This is a genomic window from Xanthomonas hyacinthi (genome assembly GCF_009769165.1).
Lineage (GTDB): Bacteria > Pseudomonadota > Gammaproteobacteria > Xanthomonadales > Xanthomonadaceae > Xanthomonas_A > Xanthomonas_A hyacinthi.
In genome coordinates, this window is sequence record NZ_CP043476.1 from 207,712 (window position 1) to 229,448 (window position 21,737).

Sequence of the window (21,737 nt, forward strand, 5' to 3'; positions counted from 1 at the left end):
AGCATAGTACGAAAGCGCGGCGGCGCCGAGCGCTGGATGGTTGCTGCAACGGCTGCTGGCGCGACCCTGCACAGTCCCACCAGCGCACATGGAGGAACCGACCCATGCCGCGGTCGCCGCCTGCCTCGCCGGCAGCCAGGCCGATGCCGGCTTCGGCCTGGAACCGCCGGCGTGGCGCTATGGACTGGACTTCAGCCCCGACGCTGTTGCCGGCCACGCCTGTTCGGAACCAGGACGCTTCGGCAAATCCGCAAAGACATCTGCAAACAAAAAAACCACGCACACCGGCGCGCCTGCAGCGCCGGCGCGCCGTTTGCGGCCGCGTCGGTTAGGCTTTGCGCCCCTTCGCATCCGAAACGCGCCCATGCCCATGCCCCTGTCGCTCCGCGTCGGCGTCGCCGCCGGCCTCCTGTTGCTCGCCACGCATGGCGCATGCGCCGCCGACCTGCCCGCCGAGGTGCTGCGCCAGCTGCCGGCCGGCTACCTGCCGCTGGCACAGCTGCACGCCGATCTGGACGGGGACGGTCGCGCCGATTATCTGGTGGCGCTGCAGCAACGCGGCGAGGCCGAGCGCGACCCGGCGCCGGCGCGGCCGCTGCTGATCGTCGTGCAGCAGGGCGACGGCCACTACCGGCTGGCCGCGCGCAACGACCGCGTGGTGCTCAAGCGCGACGATGGCGGCCAGTGCGATCCGTTCACCGACAGCGACGATCCGTTCGCGGCCAAGGGCCGCTACTTCACCGTGCAGAACGGCGTCTCCTGCGGCCAGCACTGGACCTACTTCATCACCTTCCGCTACGAACCCGAGCGCAAGACCTGGCTGTTCCACAAGCGCATCCGCCAGAGCTGGCAGCTGAATCCGGATCCGGCGCCGGGCGCCGATGCGCTGCGCAAGACCGCCGACAAGGTGGACGCCGCCGATCCCGGGCATCCGGTCACCTTTGCCGAGTACGTGCCGGACTGAGTCCGCGGGGCTCGGGACGGGACGGGACGGGACGGGACGGGACGGGACGGGACGGGACGGGACGGGAGGATGCTGTCCCGGGGCAAATCGCTGTCAAGCGATTGGATAAAAAGAGTGCCGATTTTTTTGGATATCCAGAATCTGGTGTGGGTTTCGGGGTTTGGAGCTCTTGTAGCTCTCATCCCATAAAACGGATTTTAGTGTTGGAATCGAGAGTGAGCATGCCAATCTATAAATTGGATTTCAGTGTGGGTTCGCCCAAGGTGCTGAGTGACCGATTTCCTGCAGTTGCGTAGCCTCAAAACACTTGAAGTCGTGGGCGATGACGAGCGTTATATCGTCAAAGCCGAAGGTGTATCGCCTTGGACAATCTGCCCGCTTTGCAAGAAAGGTCGGCTGCACGGCCACGGCTCGCAGGAGCAGTCGTTCCAGGACACGCCAACGCACGGCAAGCCGGTCGTGGTGTTCATCCAGCGCCGCCGCTATCGCTGCACAAACTGCAGCAAGACCCTATTCGAGCCGGTGGCCGACTTCGACGGCAAGCGCCAAGCCACGGCCCGCCTGGTGCACTATATCCGGGAACAGAGCTTCACCAAGACCTTCGCGGCCTTGGCTCGCGAAGTGGACTTGGACGAGAAAACGATACGCCACGTCTTCGACGACTGCATCGAAGAGTTCGAGGCCAAGGTCAGGTTCCGGACGCCCCGCATCCTGGGGATCGACGAACTCAAGATCATCGGTCAGTACCGGGCAATGATCACCAACATCGAGCGCAAGACCGTGTTCGATCTCCGGCCGACTCGAGCCAAAGCCGATCTGCTGCCCTATTTCCGCAGCCTGCGGGACAAGGACACCATCGAGTGGGTGGCGATGGATATGTACGCCGTCTACAAGCAGGTGGTGCGTGCCACGCTGCCGCAAGCGCGGATTGTGGTCGATCGCTTCCATATCCAGCGAATGGCCAACGATGCCTTGGAGAAGCTACGCAAGCGTATCCGCAAGGACTTGCCAGCTCGGCAGCGTCTCAAGCTGAAGGATGAGCGCTTCCTGCTGCTCAAGCGGCAGCACGCTCTGAAGGGCGCGGACATGGAGCGTGCCTTGGAATGGTTCCGCCAATTCCCCCAGCTCGGGGAGGCGCACGCCCTCAAGGAAGGGTTCCTGTCGATCTGGGATCACAAGAGCCGTCCGGAGGCTGAAACGGCCTGCGCGACGTGGTTAGGCAACATTCCGCCGGAGCTGACGGCCACGTTCAAGGACCTGACCACCGCCGTTAACAATTGGCACGACGAAATCTTCGCCTACTTCGAGCAACCCATCACCAATGCCTATACTGAATCCGTCAACCGACTGGCCAAGGACATGAACCGTATGGGCAGGGGCTACAGCTTCGAGGTGATCCGGGCGCGGATGCTCTACAACGAGAAGGCGCGCAAAGATGGGGCCGTGGTCGAAAAAATCGTGGTCGAGGACGACACGCCGGTATCGACGGAGTTCTTTAGCAAGGCGACCCACAGTGCTGCAACACGCAGGAAGGTCGTGAGTCGCGTTGTCGAATACGGGCCTTACATTCCGACGTTGGTGCGGCTGCTCGAAGAGGGGTATTTCGAGTAGCCCCTCGACGAGCGACACAATGGATGGATCTGCCGAATCAACTGGCCGCTTGCTTGTCGCGTAAGCGTAGGTGTGTGGCGCCAACTAATAACGCAATGGGAATAAGCGACAACGTTGCGAAGGGGAAGTCGATCGCTGGAAACGTGTCCGGCCTCAGCGCCCAAGGAAACACCACCGCAGCGATACCGATAAGCGCCACACCCAGTTTCGTAGGCGCGAAGGCCCATAACAGCACGATTACACCCAGCAAAATGAGAAAGCCGGTGTTCAAGAACATGGCTTGCTCATCGGTCGTATACCAGCCGTAGCGCATTTTGAATGAAAAGTAATGCGCTACAACTGCGATTGCCGCAGTAATGGCAAAGGCGATGCTGAGCTTGCGCACCTTCATTTGCCTGTCATCGTATTGATGATCTCACGCTGGTTCTGTTGCCACGTCTCTTGCACTTTCGGGTTCCAATACGACTCAAGAGCGGGATTTTGGTGCCAGTTGTTTCCTTCTCCGTAACTGCGAAGCATGACACTGCCGTTCTGATTGATTTCTCCATAGCGCATCACAAATCCCTCGGTGAGCTTGTGCTCACCTGAGATTGTGTAGTTCACCGTCACATCCGTAAATTTCGCGGGGTCCGGCGACGCAACCGAGAATGACCGGACATAATTTGGACCATCACGAACAGGTATGTTGCCGACGTTATTGCGCGTGCCGCCTGGCGTGGCTGGCATATCCCTACCTGGAGTAGGGTTTCCGCGGAATCCATCGCCAGCCTGCTGAGGCGTCAAACTGCTCGGCGTGACAACGTTGTACTGATGGAACGAGAAGTCGCCAGGACTGAACCCTTCTGCGCCCACATTGTTCGTGATGCCAGGAAGACTCGGCACCGTCTTGTCTTCGGGTTGGATATAGATCTGTCCATCCTTGACTACTGATCGACGTCCGTCAGGGTCAACGAACTTGTACGGATTGTTATTCCCGTAGTAGTAGCGATTGAAGTTCTGCCCGTTGTTCGGGTTCGCCTTCACGGGATCAACCGAGAGCCAGCGGGCTTCCGCCACACCAGACACTGCCGCGGGTGCCATGCTCAATGCTGTAAGACTCAAGTTCCGCATCATTGCCCCCTATTCGCCTTCTCGTGTCGAACCGATTGCAGGTAGGCCGCTTCCTGCTCGGGTGTCTTCTGCGCCCAGCCTAACGCCTCCGCCTTCTCAAACCAAGCCAGGTTCTCCCGGCTCAGCCGTCGGTAGTCCGGCACCTTGTTCGCCGGGATATCCGCCGCATCCGGGTATGGCCGCTGATCGCGATCCTGGATTTGCAGGTAGTAGGCGTTGGCCTTCCAGATCATCGCCACGGTGTCCTTGAGATTGGCAGCCAAAGCCAAGTCGGCGACCTCCATCAGGGCATCCCCGTGGCCTTCCCGGGCGTAGTGCTCCATCAGGGTGCTGGCGATGACACCCACGCTTTCGTGCGGATGCAACGGCCGCAGGTAGATTTCGTTGTCGAGGGCGGTCTGGCTGATCCCCGTATCGCGGATGTAGCTCTCGTCCCGCTTGTAGCCGCCGCCAGTTGCCTCAACGTACACCCAGGCCTGCTGCGTGTCGTCGGCGAACATCGCCATGACATGTGCCGGGGCCGTGGACAGCGTGATGGTCAGGCCGAGGCGCTGGCCAAGGATTGCGACCAGGATGGGCATCGATACGCAGTTGCCCTTGCGGGTGGCCAAGTAGGTCGCAAGCCGCTTGTTAGCCGGCAGCTTGCCCAGCGGATCGTCGAGGTCGTAGCGGAAGGGCTTGCCCTCGTTCCAGGAGCCCGGCTGGTAGAGCGTCTTGAGCAACGCATCAAGCGTCAGGCGACCATTGGCGCCGACAGGGACATTCGCACGGATGACACGCTCCCAGCGATCGAGTTCGCGGCGGATAGCCGCTGTGTCGGTGGCAGGGTCAATCAGCCGGTCCACCACCAGCTTGGCGGCGGCATAGTCAACTTGATCATCGGGTAACGCAAACTGCGTCCTCAGCGGCGCAAGCGGGTCCGAGGCCGAAGCAGACGAAACCGCTACTGCGAGACATAGCCCGATCAGGCAAATGATCCAATGGTGGTGAACCCTATTCCCCATGCGTCCCTGCGTTTTGCCTGACGGCTCAATCCTAGTCCCGCCGAGAGCAAGCTGTCCATTTCGTCTGCAAGCAAAACCCACACGGAAGGCTAGAAGCAGGCAAGCCAGCAGAAGCCAGCAGAAGCCAGAAACCTACAAGCAAGAGCAAACAGGGAAGAAGGGGCTAGAGCAGGCTTCCCACACTAAAATCCGGATACCCATTTTTTTTAAAAAAAACGGCTGTTTTTGCCATTCCAGCCTGGCCACTTTTCTGTGGGAGGGGCTTCAGCCCCGACGCCTTACCGGTAACGCGTCGGGGCTGAAGCCCCTCCCACAGAAAAGCGCAGAAGCTGCGAACTTGCGAAAATCCCGAGTCCCGAGTCCCGAGTCCCGAGTCCCGAGTCCCGAGTCCCGAGTCCCGAGTCCCGAACTAAACCGCCAGATTGATCCAGGTCGCCTTCATCTCGGTGTACTTGTCGAAGGCATGCAGCGATTTGTCGCGGCCGTTGCCCGATTGCTTGTAGCCGCCGAACGGCGCGGTCATGTCGCCGCCGTCCCAGTAGTTCACCCACACGCTGCCGGCGCGCAGCTTGCGCGCCACCCGGTGCGCGCGGCCGATGTCGCGGGTCCACACGCCGGCCGCCAGGCCGTAGTCGCTGTCGTTGGCCATGCGCAGCGCGTGCGCTTCGTCGTCGAAGGCGATCACCGACAGCACCGGGCCGAAGATCTCCTCGCGGGCGATGGTGTGCTCATGCCCGACCTCGTCGAAGATGGTCGGCTCCACGTAGCAGCCGCCGGCGACCACCTCCACGCGCTTGCCGCCGAGCAGCAGTCGCGCGCCTTCCTCGTTGCCGCGCGCGATGTAGTCCAGCACGCGGTGGGTCTGCGCCTCGTCCACCAGCGCGCCCATCGCCGCATCGTCGTCGAACGGATGCCGCGGCTGCAGCGTGCGCCCGGCGGCGACCACGCGGGCGACGAATTCGTCCTTGATCGAGCGCTCCACCAGCAACCGCGACGCCGCGGTGCAGACCTCGCCCTGGTTGTAGAAGATCGCGCCGGCCGCGGCCTGCGCCGCCTGCTCCAGGTCCGGCGCGTCGGCGAACACCAGGTTCGGGCTCTTGCCGCCGCATTCCAGGTAGGCGCGTTTCATGTTCGACAGCCCGGCGCATTGCAGCAGGCGCTTGCCGACCGCGGTGGAACCGGTGAACACCAGCCCGTCCACGTCCATGTGCAGGGCCAGCGGCTCGCCGGCGCTCTTGCCGAACCCCGGCACCACGTTGAACACGCCGTCGGGAATGCCGGCCTCGGCCACCAGCTCGGCCAGGCGCAGCGCGCTCAACGGCGATTTCTCCGAGGGCTTGAGCACCACCGAATTGCCCGCGGCCAGCGCCGGGGCGATCTTCCACGCGGCCATCAGCAGCGGGAAATTCCACGGCACGATCGCGCCGACCACGCCCAGCGGCTCGCGGGTGATCAGGCCCAGTTCGTCCTGCCCGGTCGGCGCCACCTCGCCGTAGAGCTTGTCCAGCGCCTCGCCGGTCCAGGCCAGGCAGCGCACCGTGGCCGCCACGTCGACGCTGCGCGCGTCGCGCAGCGGCTTGCCCATGTCCAGCGATTCCAGCAGCGCCAGTTCGTCGGCATGCTGCTCGACCAGCTGCGCCAGCTTCAGCAGGGTCTTCTTGCGCTGCGCCGGCGTGGCCTGCGACCAGTGCCCGGCATCGAAGCTGCGCCGCGCCGCGGCGACCGCGCGCTCGATGTCCTCGGCACCGCCCTCGGCGACCTGGCCAAGCACGTGGCCGTCGATCGGGCTGATGCAGTCGAAGGTCTTGCCGCTGGCCGCAGCGACGTAGCGTCCGTCGATGAAGGCCTGGGTGCGCAACTGCAGCGCGGCGGCCATCGCCTGCCATGCGGCGCGGGTGCGGGGTGCATTCATCGGAAGCTCCGGGTCGGGAGGAAGAAACGGATCTGCGGGTGCAGCGCCCGCGGCGAGGCGGGCGCGAGCGCAGCGGCGCAACTGGCGCTCAGAACGTGGCCGGCGTGTTGGCGCTGACGATCACCACCGCCTCGCTGCCGATGTTGCGGAACCGGTGCGGCACCCGGCTGTCGAAATAGTATCCCTCGCCGGCGCGCAGCACGCGCACCTGCGCACCGACCGTGATCTCCACTTCGCCGGCCACCACCACCCCGCCTTCCTCGCCTTCGTGCACCAGCATCGCGGTGCCGGTGTCGCTGCCCGGCGGCATCACCTCGCGCAGGATGCACATCTGCCGCTGCGGGCGGTGTTGCCCGACCAGGTAGTAGTGGATGCCGTCGCTGCCCACGTCGGGCAGTTCGTCGGCGGCATAGAACGGCGCATCGGCCAGCCCGATGTCCAGGTTCTGGGTGAAGAAATCGGCCAGCGAGATCGGGATGCCGTCCAGCACCTTCTTCAGCGAACTCACCGAAGGGCTGACCTTGTTCTGTTCGATCAGCGAGATGGTGCTGTTGGTCACGCCCACCCGCTTGGCCAGCTCGCGCTGGCTCAGTCCGTGGGCGGTGCGAACCCGATGCAGGCGGGCGCCGATATCCATCGCGTGATCAGAGAGCCGGGACGGTGTTGCCGGATACTTTACACAGCCGGTCCGCGCGGTCAATTTGCCATGCGCCGCGCGCGGCGATCGGCATGCCCGCCTGGACAGACGCGTGGCTGCGCCATTTTCGCCTATTGGTGCATCGCAAAGCCGGCTGCGCCGCAACCTGGATGCGCCGGCGTCGCAACGCGCACGCCGACCCGCCACCACAGGCCCGGTTGGTGTAAAGTTTTTTCAACACCTCTCTCGCGTGGAGCCTGTGATGAGTACCGAGTCGCCCCCCTCCTCCCAGGCGCTGGCCGACCACTGCGCCGCCCAGGCCACGCAGGCGCCGGAGAACATGGACGCGTTCTGGATGCCGTTCACCGCCAACCGTCAGTTCAAGGCGCGGCCGCGGTTGCTGGCCTCGGCCGAGGGCATGTACTACCGCAGCGTGGACGGGCGCCAGATCCTCGACGGCACCGCCGGGCTGTGGTGCTGCAATGCCGGACACGCGCGGACGCGCATCGTCGAGGCGGTGTCCAGGCAGATCGCCACCCTGGATTTCGCGCCGACTTTCCAGATGGGCTCGCCGCTGCCGTTCGTGCTCGCCGAACGGCTGGTCGAGCTCGCCCCGCCCGGCCTGGACCGTGTATTCTATACCAACTCCGGCTCCGAGTCGGTGGACACCGCGATGAAGATCGCGCTGGCCTACCACCGTGCCCGCGGCGAGGGCCAGCGCACCCGTTTCCTCGGCCGCGAGAAGGGCTACCACGGGGTCGGTTTCGGCGGCATCTCGGTCGGCGGGCTGCCCAACAACCGCAAATGGTTCGGCCCGCTGCTGCCCGGCGTGGACCACCTGCGGCATACCCTGGACATCGAGCGCAACGCGTTCTCGCAGGGCCTGCCGACGCACGGCGTGGAGCTGGCCGAGGATCTGGAGCGGCTGGTCGCGCTGCACGACGCCTCGACCATCGCCGCGGTCATCATCGAGCCGATCTCCGGCTCGGCCGGCGTGGTGCTGCCGCCGCACGGCTACCTGCAGCGCATCCGCGAGCTGTGCGACAAGCACGGCATCGTGCTGATCTTCGACGAGGTGATCACCGGCTTCGGCCGCGTCGGCAAGGCCTTCGCCGCGCAGCGCTTCGGCGTGACCCCGGACCTGATGACGACCGCCAAGGGCCTGACCAACGGCTGCGTGCCGATGGGCGCGGTGTTTGTCTCGCACGCCATCCACGACGCCTTCGCCCATGGTCCGGCCGGCGCCATCGACCTGTTCCACGGCTACACCTACTCCGGCCATCCGCTGGCCTGCGCGGCGGCGCTGGCGACGCTGGACACCTATGCCGAAGAACACCTGTTCGACAAGGCGATCGAACTGGGCGACGACTGGCAGCAGGCGATCCATGCGCTGAAGGACTTGCCGCACGTCGTCGACATCCGCAATTTCGGCCTGATCGGCGCGATCGAACTGTCCTCGCGCAAGGATGCGCCCGGCGCGCGCGCCTACGAGATCTTCGAGCGCTGCTTCCACGAGGGCGACCTGCTGATCCGCGTCACCGGCGACACCATCGCGCTGTCGCCGCCGCTGATCGTGGAGCGCGCGCACATCGACCGCATCTTCGCGGTGCTCGCCGACATGATCCGCAGCACGCCCTGATTCCCGCCTTGTTCCAACTCGCCCACCCACCCCGCTCCGCGCTGCCCACGCGCGCCGCATGCCTGGAGAACCGCTCATGCTGGTCGGCGTCCCGAAGGAGATCAAGAACCACGAATACCGGATCGGGCTGACCCCGGCCGGGGTCCGCGAGCTGGTGCTGCACGGGCACCAGGTGCTGGTGCAGCGCGACGGCGGCCAGGCCATCGGCCTCACCGATGCCGACTACGAACGCGCCGGCGCGCGCCTGGCCGACGACGCGGCCAGCGTGTTCGCGCAGGCCGACATGATCGTCAAGGTCAAGGAACCGCAGCCGGACGAATGCGCGCTGCTGCGCCCGGGGCAGGTGCTGTTCACCTACCTGCACCTGGCGCCCGATCCGGCGCAGGCCAATGCGCTGCTGCGCTCCGGCTGCACCGCGATCGCCTACGAGACCGTCACCGACGGCAACGGCGGCTTGCCGCTGCTGGCGCCGATGAGCGAGGTCGCCGGACGCATGGCGATCCAGGCCGGCGCGCATGCGCTGGAGAAGGCGCAAGGCGGCTCCGGCGTGCTGCTCGGCGGCGTGCCCGGGGTCGAGCCGGCCGAAGTGCTGGTGATCGGCGGCGGCGTGGTCGGCATCAACGCCGCGCGCATGGCGATGGGCCTGCACGCGCGGGTGACGCTGCTGGACCGTTCGCTGGAACGGCTCAAATACCTCGACGAACTGTACGGCCACCAGCTGACCACGCTGTATTCGACCCGCGACGCGATCGAGCAATGCCTGCCGCACACCGATCTGGTGATCGGCGCGGTGCTGATCCCCGGCGCCGCCGCGCCCAAGCTGGTGTCGCGCGCGCAGCTGGCGCTGCTGCGGCCCGGCTCGGTGCTGGTGGACGTGGCCATCGACCAGGGCGGCTGTTTCGAGACCAGCCACGCCACCACCCACCAGCAGCCGACCTACGCGGTGGACGGCATCGTCCACTACTGCGTGGCCAACATGCCCGGCGGCGTGGCGCGCACCTCCACCTTCGCCCTGACCAACGCCACCTTGCCGTTCGTGCTGCAACTGGCCGAACACGGCCTGCAGGCGCTGCGCGACGACCAGGACCTGCGCAACGGCCTCAACGTGCACGCCGGCACGCTCACCCACCGCGCCGTGGCGCAGGCGCTGGGCGAAGATTTCGTGCGGTCGCTGGATGCGCTGGGCTGAGCGTTTCCCTCGAGCAACAACACCGACCATGACCGAATCCCTGGCCCACTACATCGGCGGCCGCCGCGTCGATTTCCGCAACGGCGACTACGCCGAGGTGTTCGACCCGGCCAGCGGCGCGGTGGCGCGGCGCGTACCGCTGGGCGACGCGCATGCGGTCGAGATCGCGGCCGCCGCGGCCGCGCGCACGGGTGCTGTTCCGCTTCCGCGAACTGCTCGAACGGCATGCCGACACCCTGGCCCGCTGCACGTGCATGGCCCCGACGGCGTGCGCTTCTACACCCGGCTCAAGACCGTGACCGCACGCTGGCCGGCCGCGGCGCGCGGCGCCGAGTTCGCGATGCCGACGATGCGCTGAGCCGCAACTGCCGCGGCGCAGCGCCGTGTAGACTTGCGCGGCCCCACGCCCTCCCGCCCGATCCCATCGCCGCATCTCCAGGAGCCGCACCATGATCAAGGTCAGCGTGATGTACCCGTACACGCCCGGCGCCCGCTTCGATCACGACTACTACCGCGACACGCACATGCCGCTGCTCCAGGCGCGCATGGGCGATGCCTGCAAGCATTACACCGTGGACAAGGGCCTGTCCGGCGTCGCCCCGGGCAGCGATCCGACCTACGTCGGCATGTGCCACATCTTCAGCGACTCGGTGGAAGCGTTCCAGGCCGGTTTCGGTCCACACGCCGACGAGCTCCTCGGCGACATCAAGAACTACACCGACCTGAGCCCGGCGATGCAGATCAGCGAGGTGGTGGTGGGCTGAGGCCGGGAATCGGAAATGGGGAGTCGGGAATGGGAACGGCCTGATCCTAACTCCCCCATGGATCTAGGCGATGCTGCAGCCTGCAGCCCGCGGTGTTGCGATTCTCCATTCCCCACTCCCCATTCCCGGCCTCTACAATGCCGCCCCCGTCGCAACGCCGTGCCCTGCGCCGATGAACATCGTCGTCAAAGAAGACCTCAAGGCCTACCTCGATCCGCGCACCGCCGACGAATACGCGGCGCTGGAGCGCAGCCTGCTCGCCGAAGGCTGCCGCGATGCGCTGGTGCTGTGGGGCGAGATCCTGGTCGATGGGCACAACCGCTACGGCATCTGTCAGAAACACCGGTTGCCGTTCCAGACCGTGCAGAACACCCGCTTCCAGTCGTTGCAGGACGTGCATCTGTGGATGATCGACCAGCACCTGGGCCGGCGCAACGTGTCCGATTTCCAGCGCGGCGTGCTGGCGCTGCGCAAGCGCGAGATCCTGGCCGAGCGCCTCGAGAAGATCCAGAAGCGGGCCACCGCCGAAGTGGTGGAAGCGGTGAAGTCCGGCGCGATCGCAACATGTGCAGGAGGAACTTCAGTGCCGACGCTTTTCCCGGCAGGACCGCATCGGCACTGACGTCCCTCCCACACGCACGCCGTCCGCATCGATGCCGGCGGCAGAGGCCCTCGTTCGCTCGCCCTCGCCGCGCGCACGATGAAATCCATCCAACCCAGCGCTGCGTACACTGGCCGGCATGAGCGCTTCCTCCCCAACGATGCCGCCCGATCCGCGCCGCGCGCAGCTGCGGCGCATGAAACTGCTGGCGGCGCTGTTGTTGCTGGCGATGCTGGCCGGCTTCCTGCTCAGCCACGTCATGGGCATGCACGGCGCCTGGGCCTGGATCGGCGCATTCTGCGAGGCGGCCACGGTCGGCGCGCTGGCCGACTGGTTCGCGGTGGTGGCGCTGTTCCGCCATCCGCTGGGGCTGCCGATCCCGCACACCGCGATCATCCCGCACGGCAAGGCGCGCATCGCCGACAGCCTGGCGCTGTTCGTGCGCGACCATTTCCTGGAACCGGCGGCGCTGCTGGCCAAGCTCAGCGCGTTCGATCCGGCCAAGCGGCTGGGCCAGTGGCTGGCCGAACCGGCGCAGGCCGGAAAACTGGCCGACCTCGCCCGCGGCTGGGCGCTGCAGGCGCTGGACCTGCTCGACGAGGCCGCGGTGCGGCGCCGCATCCACGGCTTCGTGGTGGCGCGCCTGCACGAATGGAACGCGGCCGCGACTGCCGGCGAGATCCTCGGCCTGCTCACCGCCGACGGCCGCCACCAGGCGCTGCTCGACGAAGCACTGACCCGGCTCGGCCGGCACCTGGACGATGCGGCGGTGAAGCGGCGCGTGTCGGCGGTGATCGTCAAGTACGCGCGCCGCGAATGGCCCAAGCTGGTCGGCACGGTGGAATGGGTCAAGCCGGTGGAAGGCATCGCCGACACCCTGGCCGAACGCCTGGCGCATGCGCTGCTGGACGAACTGCAGGACGTGCTGGCGCAGCCGCAGCATCCGCTGCGCCAGGACTACGAGCGCTGGCTCGGCGGCTACGTGCAGCGCCTGCGCAGCGACCCGGCCACCGCCGACCGGCTGCAGGCGATGAAGCAGCGGCTGATCGAGCACCCCGGCGTGCAGGACTACGTGCAAGGCCTGTGGGACCAGATCCACGCCAGCCTGCGCCAGGACCTGTCGCGCAGCGACGGTGTGCTGGTGCAGCATTTGCAGCGCTCGCTGGGCGCGCTCGGGCAGTCGTTGTCCCAGGACAGCGCGTTGCGCGACGCACTCAACCAGCACCTGCTCGGCGGCGCGGAGAAACTGACCCAGCGCCTGCGCAGCGGCGTCACCGCACACATCGCGCAGACCGTGAAAGGTTGGGACGAGCGCCATCTGGTCGAGCAACTGGAATTGAGCGTCGGCCGCGACCTGCAGTACATCCGCTTCAACGGCACCCTGGTCGGCGGCCTGATCGGGGTCGTGCTGCACGCAGCCGTCACGCTGATTCCATGAAGGTCGTAGACGCCTGCCGCTGCGGCGCACCGCGGGGGCTGGTGCGGCAGCGACGATCGCGCTAGCGTGGCCTGCACGGCCGGGGCTGGACCGTCGCTTCAATCGTGAAATCCATCCCGTACGGACCGGAAGAACGCCGATGCCTGCGCATCGCCAGCGTTCGCCAAAGGAAAGGGGCGCATGTCGAAAATCCGCTGGACACCCGCTGCCGGCCCTGCGCGTTCGGCGCTCGGCGCCGCGCTGGCGGTGCTGCTGCTCGGGCTGCTGGCGGCGGCGTTGCTCGCACGCGGCCTGCACGAGCGCAATCGCCAGCAAGCCCGCGACCGCTTCCAGCAACTGACCACGCATGTCACCGGCGAATTGCAGCAGCGCCTGAATGTCTACGAGCACGGCCTGCGCGGCGCGCGCGGCGCGGTCATCGCCGCCGGCGGCGACCGCATCTCGCGCCAGCGCTTCGACCGCTACAGCGCCTCGCGCGAGTACCGGCGCGAATTCCCCGGCGTACGCGGCTTCGGCTACGTGCGTCGCGTGGCGCAAGCCAACGAGGCTGCGTTCCTGCAGCAGGCGCGCAGCGACGGCGCACCGTCGCTGCAGATCCGTCAGCTGACCCCGCACGACAGCGAGCGCTTCGTGATCCTGTATATCCAGCCGCTGCGGCTCAACAGTCCTGCGCAGGGCTTCGATATCGCCTCCGAGCCGACGCGGCGCGCGGCGGCGATCGCCGCGGCGCGGTCGGGCAAGCCGACCATCACCGCGCCGGTGCGCCTGTTGCAAAGCCCCGGGGTCGGCAACAGCGGTTTCCTGCTGCTGTTGCCGATCTACCGCGAAGACCTGCCGCTGCAGACCCCCGAGCAGCGTTGGCAGGCCACCACCGGCTGGGCCTACGCACCGTTGAACATCGCCGAAGTGCTGGTGTCCTCGCCCAATCATGCCCACGAGCTGCTGTTGACCCTGGCCGATAGCGAGAACGGTGCGCCGCCGTTCTATCGCGGCGGCGACCCCGCCGTGCAGGCGCCGGCAGCGGAGCTGCGCGCCGAGCGCAGCCTGCCGGTCTATGGCCGCCGCTGGCTGCTCAACACGCAGGCCACACCGGGCTTCGTGCGCTCGCTCAACCAGACCTCGCCGCTGCTGGCCGCTGGACTGGTCGGCGGCATCTCCATGTTGCTCGCCGCGCTGCTGTACCTGTACCTGACCGGCCGCTACCGCCGCGACCTGATCCTGCGCGAGCAAAGCCAGCTGGCCGCGCTGGTCGGCAGCTCCAGCGAGGCGATCGTGGCCGAGGACCTGCACGGCCGCATCACCCACTGGAATCCGGCTGCCGAACGCATCTTCGGCTACGCGCCGGCGCAGGCCATCGGCCAGCCGTTGCAGGATCTGCTCGGCGCGCAGGTAGGCGCCTGCGCCGGCACGCAGGTGCGGGAGCTGCGGCATTGCGACGGCCATGTCGTCAGCGTGCTGGCCAGCGCTTCGCCGATCATGGACACCGACGGCGACGTCGTCGGCCACTCACACCTGCTGCACGACGTGTCCGAACGGGTGCGTGCCGAGGCGCGGGTGCTGGAACTCAACGCGACGCTGGAACAGCAGGTGGCGCAGCGCACCAGCGAACTGGTCACCTACTCGGCGCTGCAGCGCGCGATCCTGGCCAACGCCGGCTATGCGATCGTGGCCACCGACCCGGACGGCACCATCACCCTGTTCAACCCCGCCGCCGAAACCATGCTCGGCTACCCGGCGCACGAGATGATCGGGCGCAAGGCCACCGGCCTGTTCCTGGATCCGGAGCAGCTGGCCAGCCGCGCCGAGCGCATGGCCGCGCAATCCGGCATGGCGGTGGCGCCGGCGTTCGAATCGGTGGCCGCACTGTCCACGCTGGGGCGCAGCGACACCCGCGAATGGACCTACGTCGGCAAGGACGGCCGTCCGTTCCCGGTGCTGCTGACGCTGAGCACGCTGCGCGACGACGACGACCGGGTGATCGGCTATCTCGGCATCGCGGTGGATCTGACCGAGCAGAAGCGCCACGAGCGCGAACTGCGCCTGGCGATCGATGCGGCGGAAACCGCCAACCAGTCCAAGAGCGATTTCCTGGCCAACATGAGCCACGAGATCCGCACGCCGATGAACGCGATCCTGGGCATGCTGTACCTGCTGCAGCACAGCGAGCTGCCGCAGGCGGCCAAGGACATGATCCAGAAGAGCGACGCGTCGGCGCGCGCGCTGCTGGAGATCATCAACGACATCCTCGACTTCTCCAAGATCGAATCCGGGCGCATCGACCTGGAATCGGAGCCGTTCGACCTGAACCAGCTGCTGGAGAACATCGCCGCGCTGATGACCTCGGCGATCAGCGCCAAGCCGGTGGAGATGATCGTCGAACCGCTGCCGGCCGGCTGCCGCTGGCTGCGCGGCGATGCGCTGCGCCTGAACCAGGTGCTGATCAACCTGGTCGGCAACGCCATCAAGTTCACCGAGCAGGGCGAAGTGGCGCTGTCGGTGCGCAGCTTCCCCAGCGGCGAATCCGGCAAGATCAAGCTGTTCTTCTCGGTGCGCGACACCGGCATCGGCATCGCCCGCGACAAGCAGAGCCTGATCTTCTCGCCGTTCCTGCAGGCCGATACCTCCACCAGCCGCCGCTACGGCGGCAGCGGCCTGGGCCTGACCATCAGCCGGCGCCTGGTGGAACTGATGGGCGGCCAGCTCGAGGTGCAGAGCACGCCCGGACACGGCAGCGATTTCTATTTCGCGATCAGCTTCCCGGTGCTGCCGGCGCCGGCCGCCGAGGCGGAGCATCCGGAGGCGCGGCGGGTCCTGATCGCCGACGACCACGACCTGGTGCGCAGCAACCTGGCCAGCATCGCCAGCGGCTTCGGCTGGCAGGTGGAAGCGGTCGCCAACGGCACCGAGGCGATCGCCGCGGCCGGTCCCGACCGCGCCGGCTTCGACGTGATCCTGCTCGACTGGCGCATGCCCGACCTGGACGGGCTGCGCGTGGCGCAGCGCATCCGCGCGCAATCGGCGCCGGACCGGCAGCCGATCATCGTCATGGTCACCGCCTACGAGCGCCGCCTGCTGGAGGAGCAGCACTACGCGCCCAGCGACGTGGACGCGGTGATGACCAAGCCGGTCACCGCCTCGGCGCTGTACCGCACCATCGCCACGCTGCTGGCGCGGCGCCGCGGCGACGGCCCGGCGCCCCTGCTCAGCGGCGACGGCACCCCGCGCCTGGCCGGCGCGCGGCTGCTGGTGGTGGACGACAGCGAGATCAATTGCGAGGTCGCGCAGCGCATCCTCGAAGGCGAAGGCGCGCTGGTGGAACTGGCCCACGACGGCGAGCAGGCGCTGCAGCGGCTGCGGCGCGATCCCGGCCGCTTCCAGCTGGTGCTGATGGACGTGCAGATGCCGACCCTGGACGGCTACGAGGCCACCCGCCTGCTGCGCGAAGACCCGCGCCTGACCGGCCTGCCGGTGATCGCGCTGACCGCCGGCGCCTACCGCCAGCAACAGGAACTGGCGCTGTCCAGCGGCATGAATGGCTTCATCGCCAAGCCCTTCCAGGTCGAGGAACTGATCGCGGTGATCCGCCAGTTCCTGCCGCTGCGCCTGCCGCCGGCGCTCGAACCGCTGCCGGCCGCCGCGGCCGAGGTCTGGCCCACTGCCGATCCGCAACTGCTCGACACCGCGCAGGCGCAGCGGCTGTGGAACGAACGCGCGCCCTACCAGCGCTACCTGCTGAAGCTGCTGCAGGACAGCCCCGATCCGGCGCCGGCGCTGCAGGCGCTGCTGGATCCGCAGGCGCCGGCGGCGGCGATCTCCTACGTGCACAAGCTGCGCGGCTCGGCCGGCTCGCTGGCGCTGCCGACGCTGGTCGCGGCCAGCGCCGCACTGGAGGAACGGCTCGGCGACGCACCGGCGCAGGCCGACGCCGCGATCGCAGCGCTGGGCACGGCAATGCAGGCGACGGCCGCGGCGATCCGGCGCTTCGTGGCCGCGGCCGAGGCGGCCGAGGCGGCCGCGGCGCAGGCGCTGCCGGACGCCCCCGCTGCGGGCGACGGCGCCGCGTCCGCGCTGCCGCTGCAGCAGCAGTTGCAGCAGCTGCTGCAGGCCCTGGACAGCGACGACCCGGACCGCGTCGAGCGGGTGCTGTACGGCCTGGCGCCCTCGCTGCCCGCGGCGATGGCGGCGGAACTGCGGCAATTGGTGGAGAGTTTTTCCTTCCGCGAGGCCGAGGCTAAAGTCAGGCGCTGGCAGGCCGATGCATCCCTATAGCATCCGCCGCGCCGGTCCCGGCGGCCGCAGGATGCACCCGACAAGGAAAACCACGATGGTCCAGCCCCCCATCCTGTGCGTAGACGACGAAGCCAGCAACCTGGCCCTGATCCGGCAGATCCTGCGCAAGGACTACGCGCTGACCTTCGCCAAGAACGGCGCCGAGGCGCTGCGCGCGGTGGTCAAGCATCGCCCGGCGCTGATCCTGCTCGACGTCGACCTGCCCGACCTGGACGGCTACACCATCGCCCGCACGCTGAAACAGGATCCGCGCACCGCGGCGATCCCGATCATCTTCGTCACCGGCAAGGACAAGGACGCCGACGAGAGCATCGGTTTCGAGGCCGGCGGCGTGGACTACATCACCAAGCCCTATTCGCCGAGCATCCTGCGCGCGCGGGTGCGCACCCACCTGTCGCTGGTCAGCGCCGCCAGCCTGGCCAGCAGCCATCGCGACGCGATCCAGATGCTGGGCATGGCCGGCCACTACAGCGACTCGGACACCGGCACCCACATCTGGCGCATGGCCGCCTATGCGCGCGCGCTGGCGGTGGCCGCCGGCTGGTCGGGCGAGGACGCCAAGCTGCTCGAGCAGGCCGCGCCGATGCACGACACCGGCAAGATCGGCATTCCCGACGCGATCCTGAAGAAGCCAGGGCCGCTGGATGTGGACGAATGGCAGGTGATGCAGCGGCATCCGCAGATCGGCTACGACATCCTCAGCCGCAGCAGCGCGCCGCTGTTCCGGCTCGCCGCCGAAATCGCGCTGTACCACCACGAGCACTGGGACGGCAACGGCTATCCGGCCGGCCTGGCCGGCGAGCGCATTCCCGAGTCGGCGCGGATCGTGGCCCTGGCCGACGTGTTCGATGCGCTGACCACGCAGCGCCCGTACAAGGAACCGTGGCCGCTGGCGCAGGTGATGGAACTGTTCCAGCAGCAGGCCGGCGCCCAGTTCGAGCCGCGCCTGGCGACCCTGTTCGCCGCGATCCTGCCGCAGATCCTGCAGATCCAGGACTACTGGAGCGAACGCGAGCCGGGCGAGGACCTGCCGTACCGCGCCGGCACGCACGTCCCGGCGCGACATCGCGATGGTTGAGCGAAAGAGCCGGCGCTACGCACCACCTTTTCCTAGCCGACCACGAACTTGTGGGAGCGACTTCAGTCGCGACGGGCGTTCCCGATAAAGCCCCGTCGCGACTGAAGTCCCACAAATCCCTCTCACGGCCAATAGCATCTGGATCAAGCCGCTCCGACAAGCGTTACCAGACCGCCTCAGCGCCGCTGCAGGCGCCAGGCGCGGTGGATGCGCGGATTGCGCTCGAAATCCGGGGCGATGGTCTGTGCGGTGATCTCCTCGCACGACGCGAATTCGGCCAGCGCGTCCTGGTCCAGCTTGAAGCGGCGGAAATTGTTGGAGAAGTACAGCACGCCGTCGGGCATCAGCCGCGCCACCGCCGCGCGCAATAGCCGCACGTGCTCGCGCTGGATATCGAAATCCTCGGCGCGCGCGGAGTTGGAGAAGGTCGGCGGGTCGCAGAAGATCACGTCGTAACGGTTCTTCTCCGCCTCCAGCCAGATCAGCGCATCGGCCTGCACCAGCCGGTGCTGGGCGCCGCCCTTGCCATTGAAGCCCAGGTTGTCGGCGCACCATTGCAGGTAGGTGCCGGACAGGTCCACGCTGGTGGTGGAATCGGCGCCGGCCACCGCGGCCTGCACGCTGGCCACGCCGGTGTAGCAGAACAGGTTGAGGAAGCGCTTGCCGCGCGCCTGCTGCGCCATCGCCCCGCGCAGCGGGCGGTGGTCCAGGAACAGGCCGGTATCCAGATAATCGAATAGGTTCACCCGCAGCAGCGCGTCATGCTCGCGCACCACCAGGAACTCACCGCGCTGCTCGGAGCGGCCCTGATTCAAATGGGCATATTTGCTGCCGCCCTTGCCGCGCTCGCGCGACTTCAGCGCCACCCGCTCGGCCGGGACATCGAACACCTCGCGCGCGGCAGCCAGCAACTCGTTGCGGCGGCGGCGCACGTCGGCATCGGGAATCTCCTCCGGCGCGGCGTATTCCTGCACGTGCAGATAGGTGTGCGCCTGGCCGCCGTCTTCCTGGTACACGTCGATCGCCGCCGCGTATTCGGGCAGGTCGGCGTCGTAGGCGCGGAAGCAGGCGACCTGCTCGCGCGCGCGCCAGGCCTTGAACTTGCGCAGGTTCTTGCGCAGGCGGTTGGCCACCATCTGTGCCCCGGAGGAAATCCCCTTGGGGGACGCGCCGTCGCTGAGCGCGCGCGGCGCCTCGGCCGGCTCGCGCTGCGCCACCGCGATCGGGTCGCAGACGATCAGCGGGCATTCCAGCGCGCCATTGAACATCTGGTACTTCTTGGCCGCGCGCAGGCCGGTGGCGTAGGCCAGGTCGGCATTGCCGCACAGCAGGCTGGCGCGCCACTGCGGCAGCGCGCGCTTCAGCGCCTCGCCCAGGCGCCGGTACAGCGCGGTGTCGGCGGCCAGGCGCTCGTCGTAGGGCGGGTTGCACACCACCGTGCCCAGCGCCTGCGCCGGCGTGCGCAGATCGGCGACATCGCGCACCTCGAACACGATCGCCGCGGCGACCCCGGCCGCCTGCGCGTTCTCGCACGCGGCGCGGATCGCATGCGGATCGATGTCGCCGCCATGGATCACCGGCCGCAGCGCGGCGCGGCCGGCGGCCTCGCGCTGCCGCGCTTCGGTCAACAGGGCGCGCCAGGCCTCCTGGTCGAAGCCCAGCCAGCGGCTCGGCGCGGCACTGAATTGCAGCGGCCCGGCGTCGCCACGGCATGCGGCGGCCAGATCGCCGCGCAGCAGCCCCGGGGCCACGTCGGCGGCCATCAGCGCGCCTTCGATCAGCAGCGTGCCGCTGCCGCACATCGGATCCAGCAGGCCGCCGCCCTGCGCGTACAGCTGCGGCCATTGCCCGCGCAGCAGCACCGCCGCGGCCAGGTTCTCCTTCAGCGGCGCGGCGTTCTGCACCTGGCGCCAGCCGCGCCGGTGCAGCGAGCCGCCGCCCAGGTCCACCGACAGCGTGGCGCGGCCCTTGCGCAGCGACAGGTTCAGGCGCAGATCCGGATGCTCCACGTCCACCGACGGCCGCTCCAGGCCTGCGCCGCGCAGCGTGTCCACCACCGCGTCCTTGACCCGCTGCGCGGCATAGCGCGCATGCGTGATCGCGGTCCCGGACACGTGCGCGTCCACCGCCAGGGTGTGCTGCGAGGTCAGGTGCTCGCGCCACGGCAATGCCGCCACGCCGGCATACAGCGCGGTCTCGTCGGGGCAATCGAATTCGTCCAGCGGCCACAGCACGCGGCTGGCCAGGCGCGACCACAGCACCGCGCGCTGCGCATCGCGCAGCGCGCCCTCGCTATTGACCCCGGACACGGTGGCGGTGGCCTTGGCGACGCCGAGCGCGAGCAGCTCGTCGACGAGCAGGTATTCCAGGCCCTTGGCGCAGGAGACGAAGAATTTCACGGGAAGGCGGACCACACGAAGAAGGAAGGATGCGCGGGCAGGCGCCAGGCCCGCCCCGCGCGTATCGCGGCAGCGCGGCCCGCGACGGGCCGGCGGCGGCAGCGGACGGGAAGACGCGAATGGTCGGCCATCGCGCCCGCCATTACCAGCCCGGGGCGCGATCCACGCCCGCCTGCCGCCATCCACGGCATGCGCGGCCGCCGCCGGCGCCGCTGCGAACAGAGCGCTTGGCGCCGCGGCCTCGACCGCGCGCGGCCTCGCCTACCTGTGCGGACAGCCGCCCGTGCGCGGCGGCCAATTGCTGCTGTTTGTTGCTTGCCGGCGCGGTACTCGCTGCGCTGCTGCTGCCTGCCATCGGGCAGGACATAGAACGCGCTGTCCAGCGCGAGCAAGGGATGCGTCATGAAACCTCCAGCGATGCCGGTCGCACCCGCCGGGTTCGGCAGGAACGGACACGGCCGTCGAAGACGGCGGCATCACTGGCGCATCGGAGGAATCCTCAACTCGCGGATCCGGACGACGATGCTAACCCGGGCCTCAGCGCGCCCGGCCGCGCCGCGGCGGCAGCGCTCAGCCGCCGGCCAGGAACGCGTCGTGGTACTCGGCCTCGGCCACCGGCGGCAGGCGGTCGCCGAAACCGATCGCCTGGAAGTATTCGGCCGGCACCCCGGGCAGCACCAGCCCCGGTTCCGGCGCGAAGCCGAAGCGCGCGTAGAACGCCGGCTCGCCCAGCACCACGCAGCCGGCCGCGCCCAGCGCCTGCAGCTGCGCCAGCGCCTCGCGCACCAGCCGCGTGCCCAGTCCCTGGCGCTGGTGGCCCGGCCCCACCGACAGCGGTCCCAGCGCGTACCAGCCGCGGCTGCCGTCGGACAACTGCAGCGGCGATACCGCCACATGGCCGACGATGTAGCCCTCGTGCTCGACCACCAGCGACCGGGTCAGCGCGCCATCCGCGCGCAGCCGTTCGATGATCTGCTGTTCGTCGTGGCGGCTGTGCGCGACGCGGAAGAACGCGACCAGGGTCAGCGCCTCGATCGCGGCATGGTCGGCTTGCGTTTCGGCGCGGATGTTCAGTTCCATCGGTGGCTCCGGTTGCCGCGG

At 68.0% G+C, this 21,737-nt stretch carries 17 protein-coding genes and 1 pseudogene; 10 read left to right on the forward strand and 8 right to left on the reverse strand.

Annotated elements, in window-relative coordinates; translation table 11 throughout:
- The first annotated feature begins 370 nt into the window (after nt 1-370).
- Nucleotides 371-964 carry a hypothetical protein gene (locus tag FZ025_RS00960; RefSeq protein WP_104558884.1) on the forward strand — a complete coding sequence of 198 codons (594 nt, stop codon included), beginning with the start codon at nt 371-373 and terminating at the stop codon, nt 962-964.
- Between the two features lie 270 nt (nt 965-1,234).
- Nucleotides 1,235-2,575, forward strand: a complete 1,341-nt coding sequence (locus tag FZ025_RS00965) for an ISL3 family transposase (RefSeq protein WP_046981890.1) — start codon at nt 1,235-1,237, stop codon at nt 2,573-2,575.
- A gap of 37 nt (nt 2,576-2,612) precedes the next feature.
- On the opposite strand, the gene FZ025_RS00970 is transcribed toward FZ025_RS00965, so the two are convergent.
- From FZ025_RS00970 to FZ025_RS00995, 6 genes are all read right to left on the reverse strand, one after another.
- Nucleotides 2,613-2,966 carry a hypothetical protein gene (locus tag FZ025_RS00970; RefSeq protein WP_046981891.1) on the reverse strand — a complete coding sequence of 118 codons (354 nt, stop codon included), beginning with the start codon at nt 2,964-2,966 and terminating at the stop codon, nt 2,613-2,615.
- Nucleotides 2,963-3,655: a hypothetical protein gene (locus FZ025_RS00975; protein ID WP_146093605.1), complete on the reverse strand. Its 693-nt coding sequence runs from the start codon at nt 3,653-3,655 to the stop codon at nt 2,963-2,965. The genes FZ025_RS00970 and FZ025_RS00975 overlap by 4 nt, the downstream gene beginning before the upstream one ends.
- 29 nt (nt 3,656-3,684) lie before the next feature.
- The gene (locus tag FZ025_RS00980; protein WP_104558883.1) at nt 3,685-4,689 is read right to left on the reverse strand and encodes a transglutaminase family protein; all 1,005 of its coding nucleotides are present in this window, start codon (nt 4,687-4,689) and stop codon (nt 3,685-3,687) included.
- A gap of 409 nt (nt 4,690-5,098) precedes the next feature.
- Nucleotides 5,099-6,601, reverse strand: coding sequence for an aldehyde dehydrogenase (locus FZ025_RS00985; RefSeq protein ID WP_046980932.1), 1,503 nt, complete (start codon nt 6,599-6,601; stop codon nt 5,099-5,101).
- 88 nt (nt 6,602-6,689) lie between these two features.
- Nucleotides 6,690-7,238: a cupin domain-containing protein gene (locus tag FZ025_RS00990; RefSeq protein WP_046980933.1), complete on the reverse strand. Its 549-nt coding sequence runs from the start codon at nt 7,236-7,238 to the stop codon at nt 6,690-6,692.
- A gap of 7 nt (nt 7,239-7,245) precedes the next feature.
- Nucleotides 7,246-7,476 carry a hypothetical protein gene (locus tag FZ025_RS00995; RefSeq protein ID WP_158185507.1) on the reverse strand — a complete coding sequence of 77 codons (231 nt, stop codon included), beginning with the start codon at nt 7,474-7,476 and terminating at the stop codon, nt 7,246-7,248.
- Nucleotides 7,477-7,500: 24 nt separating this feature from the next.
- Here FZ025_RS00995 and aptA point away from each other — a divergent pair, with 24 nt between their 5' ends.
- The 8 genes and pseudogenes from aptA to FZ025_RS01035 all read left to right on the forward strand — a co-directional run bounded on the left by aptA (nt 7,501) and on the right by FZ025_RS01035 (nt 18,237).
- Nucleotides 7,501-8,877, forward strand: coding sequence for an omega-aminotransferase AptA (gene aptA, locus FZ025_RS01000; protein ID WP_167523862.1), 1,377 nt, complete (start codon nt 7,501-7,503; stop codon nt 8,875-8,877).
- 76 nt (nt 8,878-8,953) lie between these two features.
- On the forward strand, nt 8,954-10,066 hold the full coding sequence (gene ald, locus FZ025_RS01005) for an alanine dehydrogenase (protein ID WP_104558882.1): 1,113 nt from the start codon (nt 8,954-8,956) through the stop codon (nt 10,064-10,066).
- A 28-nt stretch (nt 10,067-10,094) separates the two neighbouring features.
- Nucleotides 10,095-10,424 (forward strand): hypothetical protein, encoded by a 330-nt coding sequence (locus tag FZ025_RS01010; RefSeq protein ID WP_244292570.1) that lies wholly within the window; start codon nt 10,095-10,097, stop codon nt 10,422-10,424.
- A 91-nt stretch (nt 10,425-10,515) separates the two neighbouring features.
- Complete coding sequence (locus FZ025_RS01015) at nt 10,516-10,830, forward strand: EthD family reductase (RefSeq protein ID WP_046981903.1); 315 nt, start codon at nt 10,516-10,518, stop codon at nt 10,828-10,830.
- A 172-nt stretch (nt 10,831-11,002) separates the two neighbouring features.
- Nucleotides 11,003-11,356: pseudogene (locus FZ025_RS01020) on the forward strand (ParB N-terminal domain-containing protein); the annotation flags it as partial.
- Nucleotides 11,357-11,627: 271 nt separating this feature from the next.
- Nucleotides 11,628-12,869 carry a DUF445 domain-containing protein gene (locus FZ025_RS01025; protein WP_046981904.1) on the forward strand — a complete coding sequence of 414 codons (1,242 nt, stop codon included), beginning with the start codon at nt 11,628-11,630 and terminating at the stop codon, nt 12,867-12,869.
- A 180-nt stretch (nt 12,870-13,049) separates the two neighbouring features.
- A complete protein-coding gene (locus tag FZ025_RS01030) occupies nt 13,050-17,138 on the forward strand; it encodes a CHASE domain-containing hybrid sensor histidine kinase/response regulator (RefSeq protein ID WP_104558881.1) in 4,089 nt (1,362 codons plus the stop codon).
- 55 nt (nt 17,139-17,193) lie between these two features.
- Complete coding sequence (locus FZ025_RS01035; RefSeq protein ID WP_104558880.1) at nt 17,194-18,237, forward strand: response regulator; 1,044 nt, start codon at nt 17,194-17,196, stop codon at nt 18,235-18,237.
- Between the two features lie 176 nt (nt 18,238-18,413).
- On the opposite strand, the gene rlmKL is transcribed toward FZ025_RS01035, so the two are convergent.
- Together rlmKL and FZ025_RS01045 are read right to left on the reverse strand one after the other, a co-directional pair.
- Nucleotides 18,414-20,636 carry a bifunctional 23S rRNA (guanine(2069)-N(7))-methyltransferase RlmK/23S rRNA (guanine(2445)-N(2))-methyltransferase RlmL gene (gene rlmKL, locus FZ025_RS01040; protein WP_046978609.1) on the reverse strand — a complete coding sequence of 741 codons (2,223 nt, stop codon included), beginning with the start codon at nt 20,634-20,636 and terminating at the stop codon, nt 18,414-18,416.
- 570 nt (nt 20,637-21,206) lie between these two features.
- On the reverse strand, nt 21,207-21,716 hold the full coding sequence (locus tag FZ025_RS01045; RefSeq protein WP_046978607.1) for a GNAT family N-acetyltransferase: 510 nt from the start codon (nt 21,714-21,716) through the stop codon (nt 21,207-21,209).
- Nucleotides 21,717-21,737 lie beyond the last annotated feature (21 nt).

Coding starts and splice junctions, on each gene's coding strand:
- FZ025_RS00980 (WP_104558883.1), bottom strand. CDS start 4,689: ATGGGGAATAGGGTTCACCACCATTGGATCATTTGCCTGATCGGGCTA.
- FZ025_RS01035 (WP_104558880.1), top strand. CDS start 17,194: ATGGTCCAGCCCCCCATCCTGTGCGTAGACGACGAAGCCAGCAACCTG.
- FZ025_RS01010 (WP_244292570.1), top strand. CDS start 10,095: ATGACCGAATCCCTGGCCCACTACATCGGCGGCCGCCGCGTCGATTTC.
- FZ025_RS00960 (WP_104558884.1), top strand. CDS start 371: ATGCCCCTGTCGCTCCGCGTCGGCGTCGCCGCCGGCCTCCTGTTGCTC.
- ald (WP_104558882.1), top strand. CDS start 8,954: ATGCTGGTCGGCGTCCCGAAGGAGATCAAGAACCACGAATACCGGATC.
- FZ025_RS00970 (WP_046981891.1), bottom strand. CDS start 2,966: ATGAAGGTGCGCAAGCTCAGCATCGCCTTTGCCATTACTGCGGCAATC.
- FZ025_RS01015 (WP_046981903.1), top strand. CDS start 10,516: ATGATCAAGGTCAGCGTGATGTACCCGTACACGCCCGGCGCCCGCTTC.
- aptA (WP_167523862.1), top strand. CDS start 7,501: ATGAGTACCGAGTCGCCCCCCTCCTCCCAGGCGCTGGCCGACCACTGC.
- FZ025_RS01025 (WP_046981904.1), top strand. CDS start 11,628: ATGAAACTGCTGGCGGCGCTGTTGTTGCTGGCGATGCTGGCCGGCTTC.
- FZ025_RS00975 (WP_146093605.1), bottom strand. CDS start 3,655: ATGGCACCCGCGGCAGTGTCTGGTGTGGCGGAAGCCCGCTGGCTCTCG.
- FZ025_RS01045 (WP_046978607.1), bottom strand. CDS start 21,716: ATGGAACTGAACATCCGCGCCGAAACGCAAGCCGACCATGCCGCGATC.
- FZ025_RS00990 (WP_046980933.1), bottom strand. CDS start 7,238: ATGGATATCGGCGCCCGCCTGCATCGGGTTCGCACCGCCCACGGACTG.
- FZ025_RS01030 (WP_104558881.1), top strand. CDS start 13,050: ATGTCGAAAATCCGCTGGACACCCGCTGCCGGCCCTGCGCGTTCGGCG.
- FZ025_RS00985 (WP_046980932.1), bottom strand. CDS start 6,601: ATGAATGCACCCCGCACCCGCGCCGCATGGCAGGCGATGGCCGCCGCG.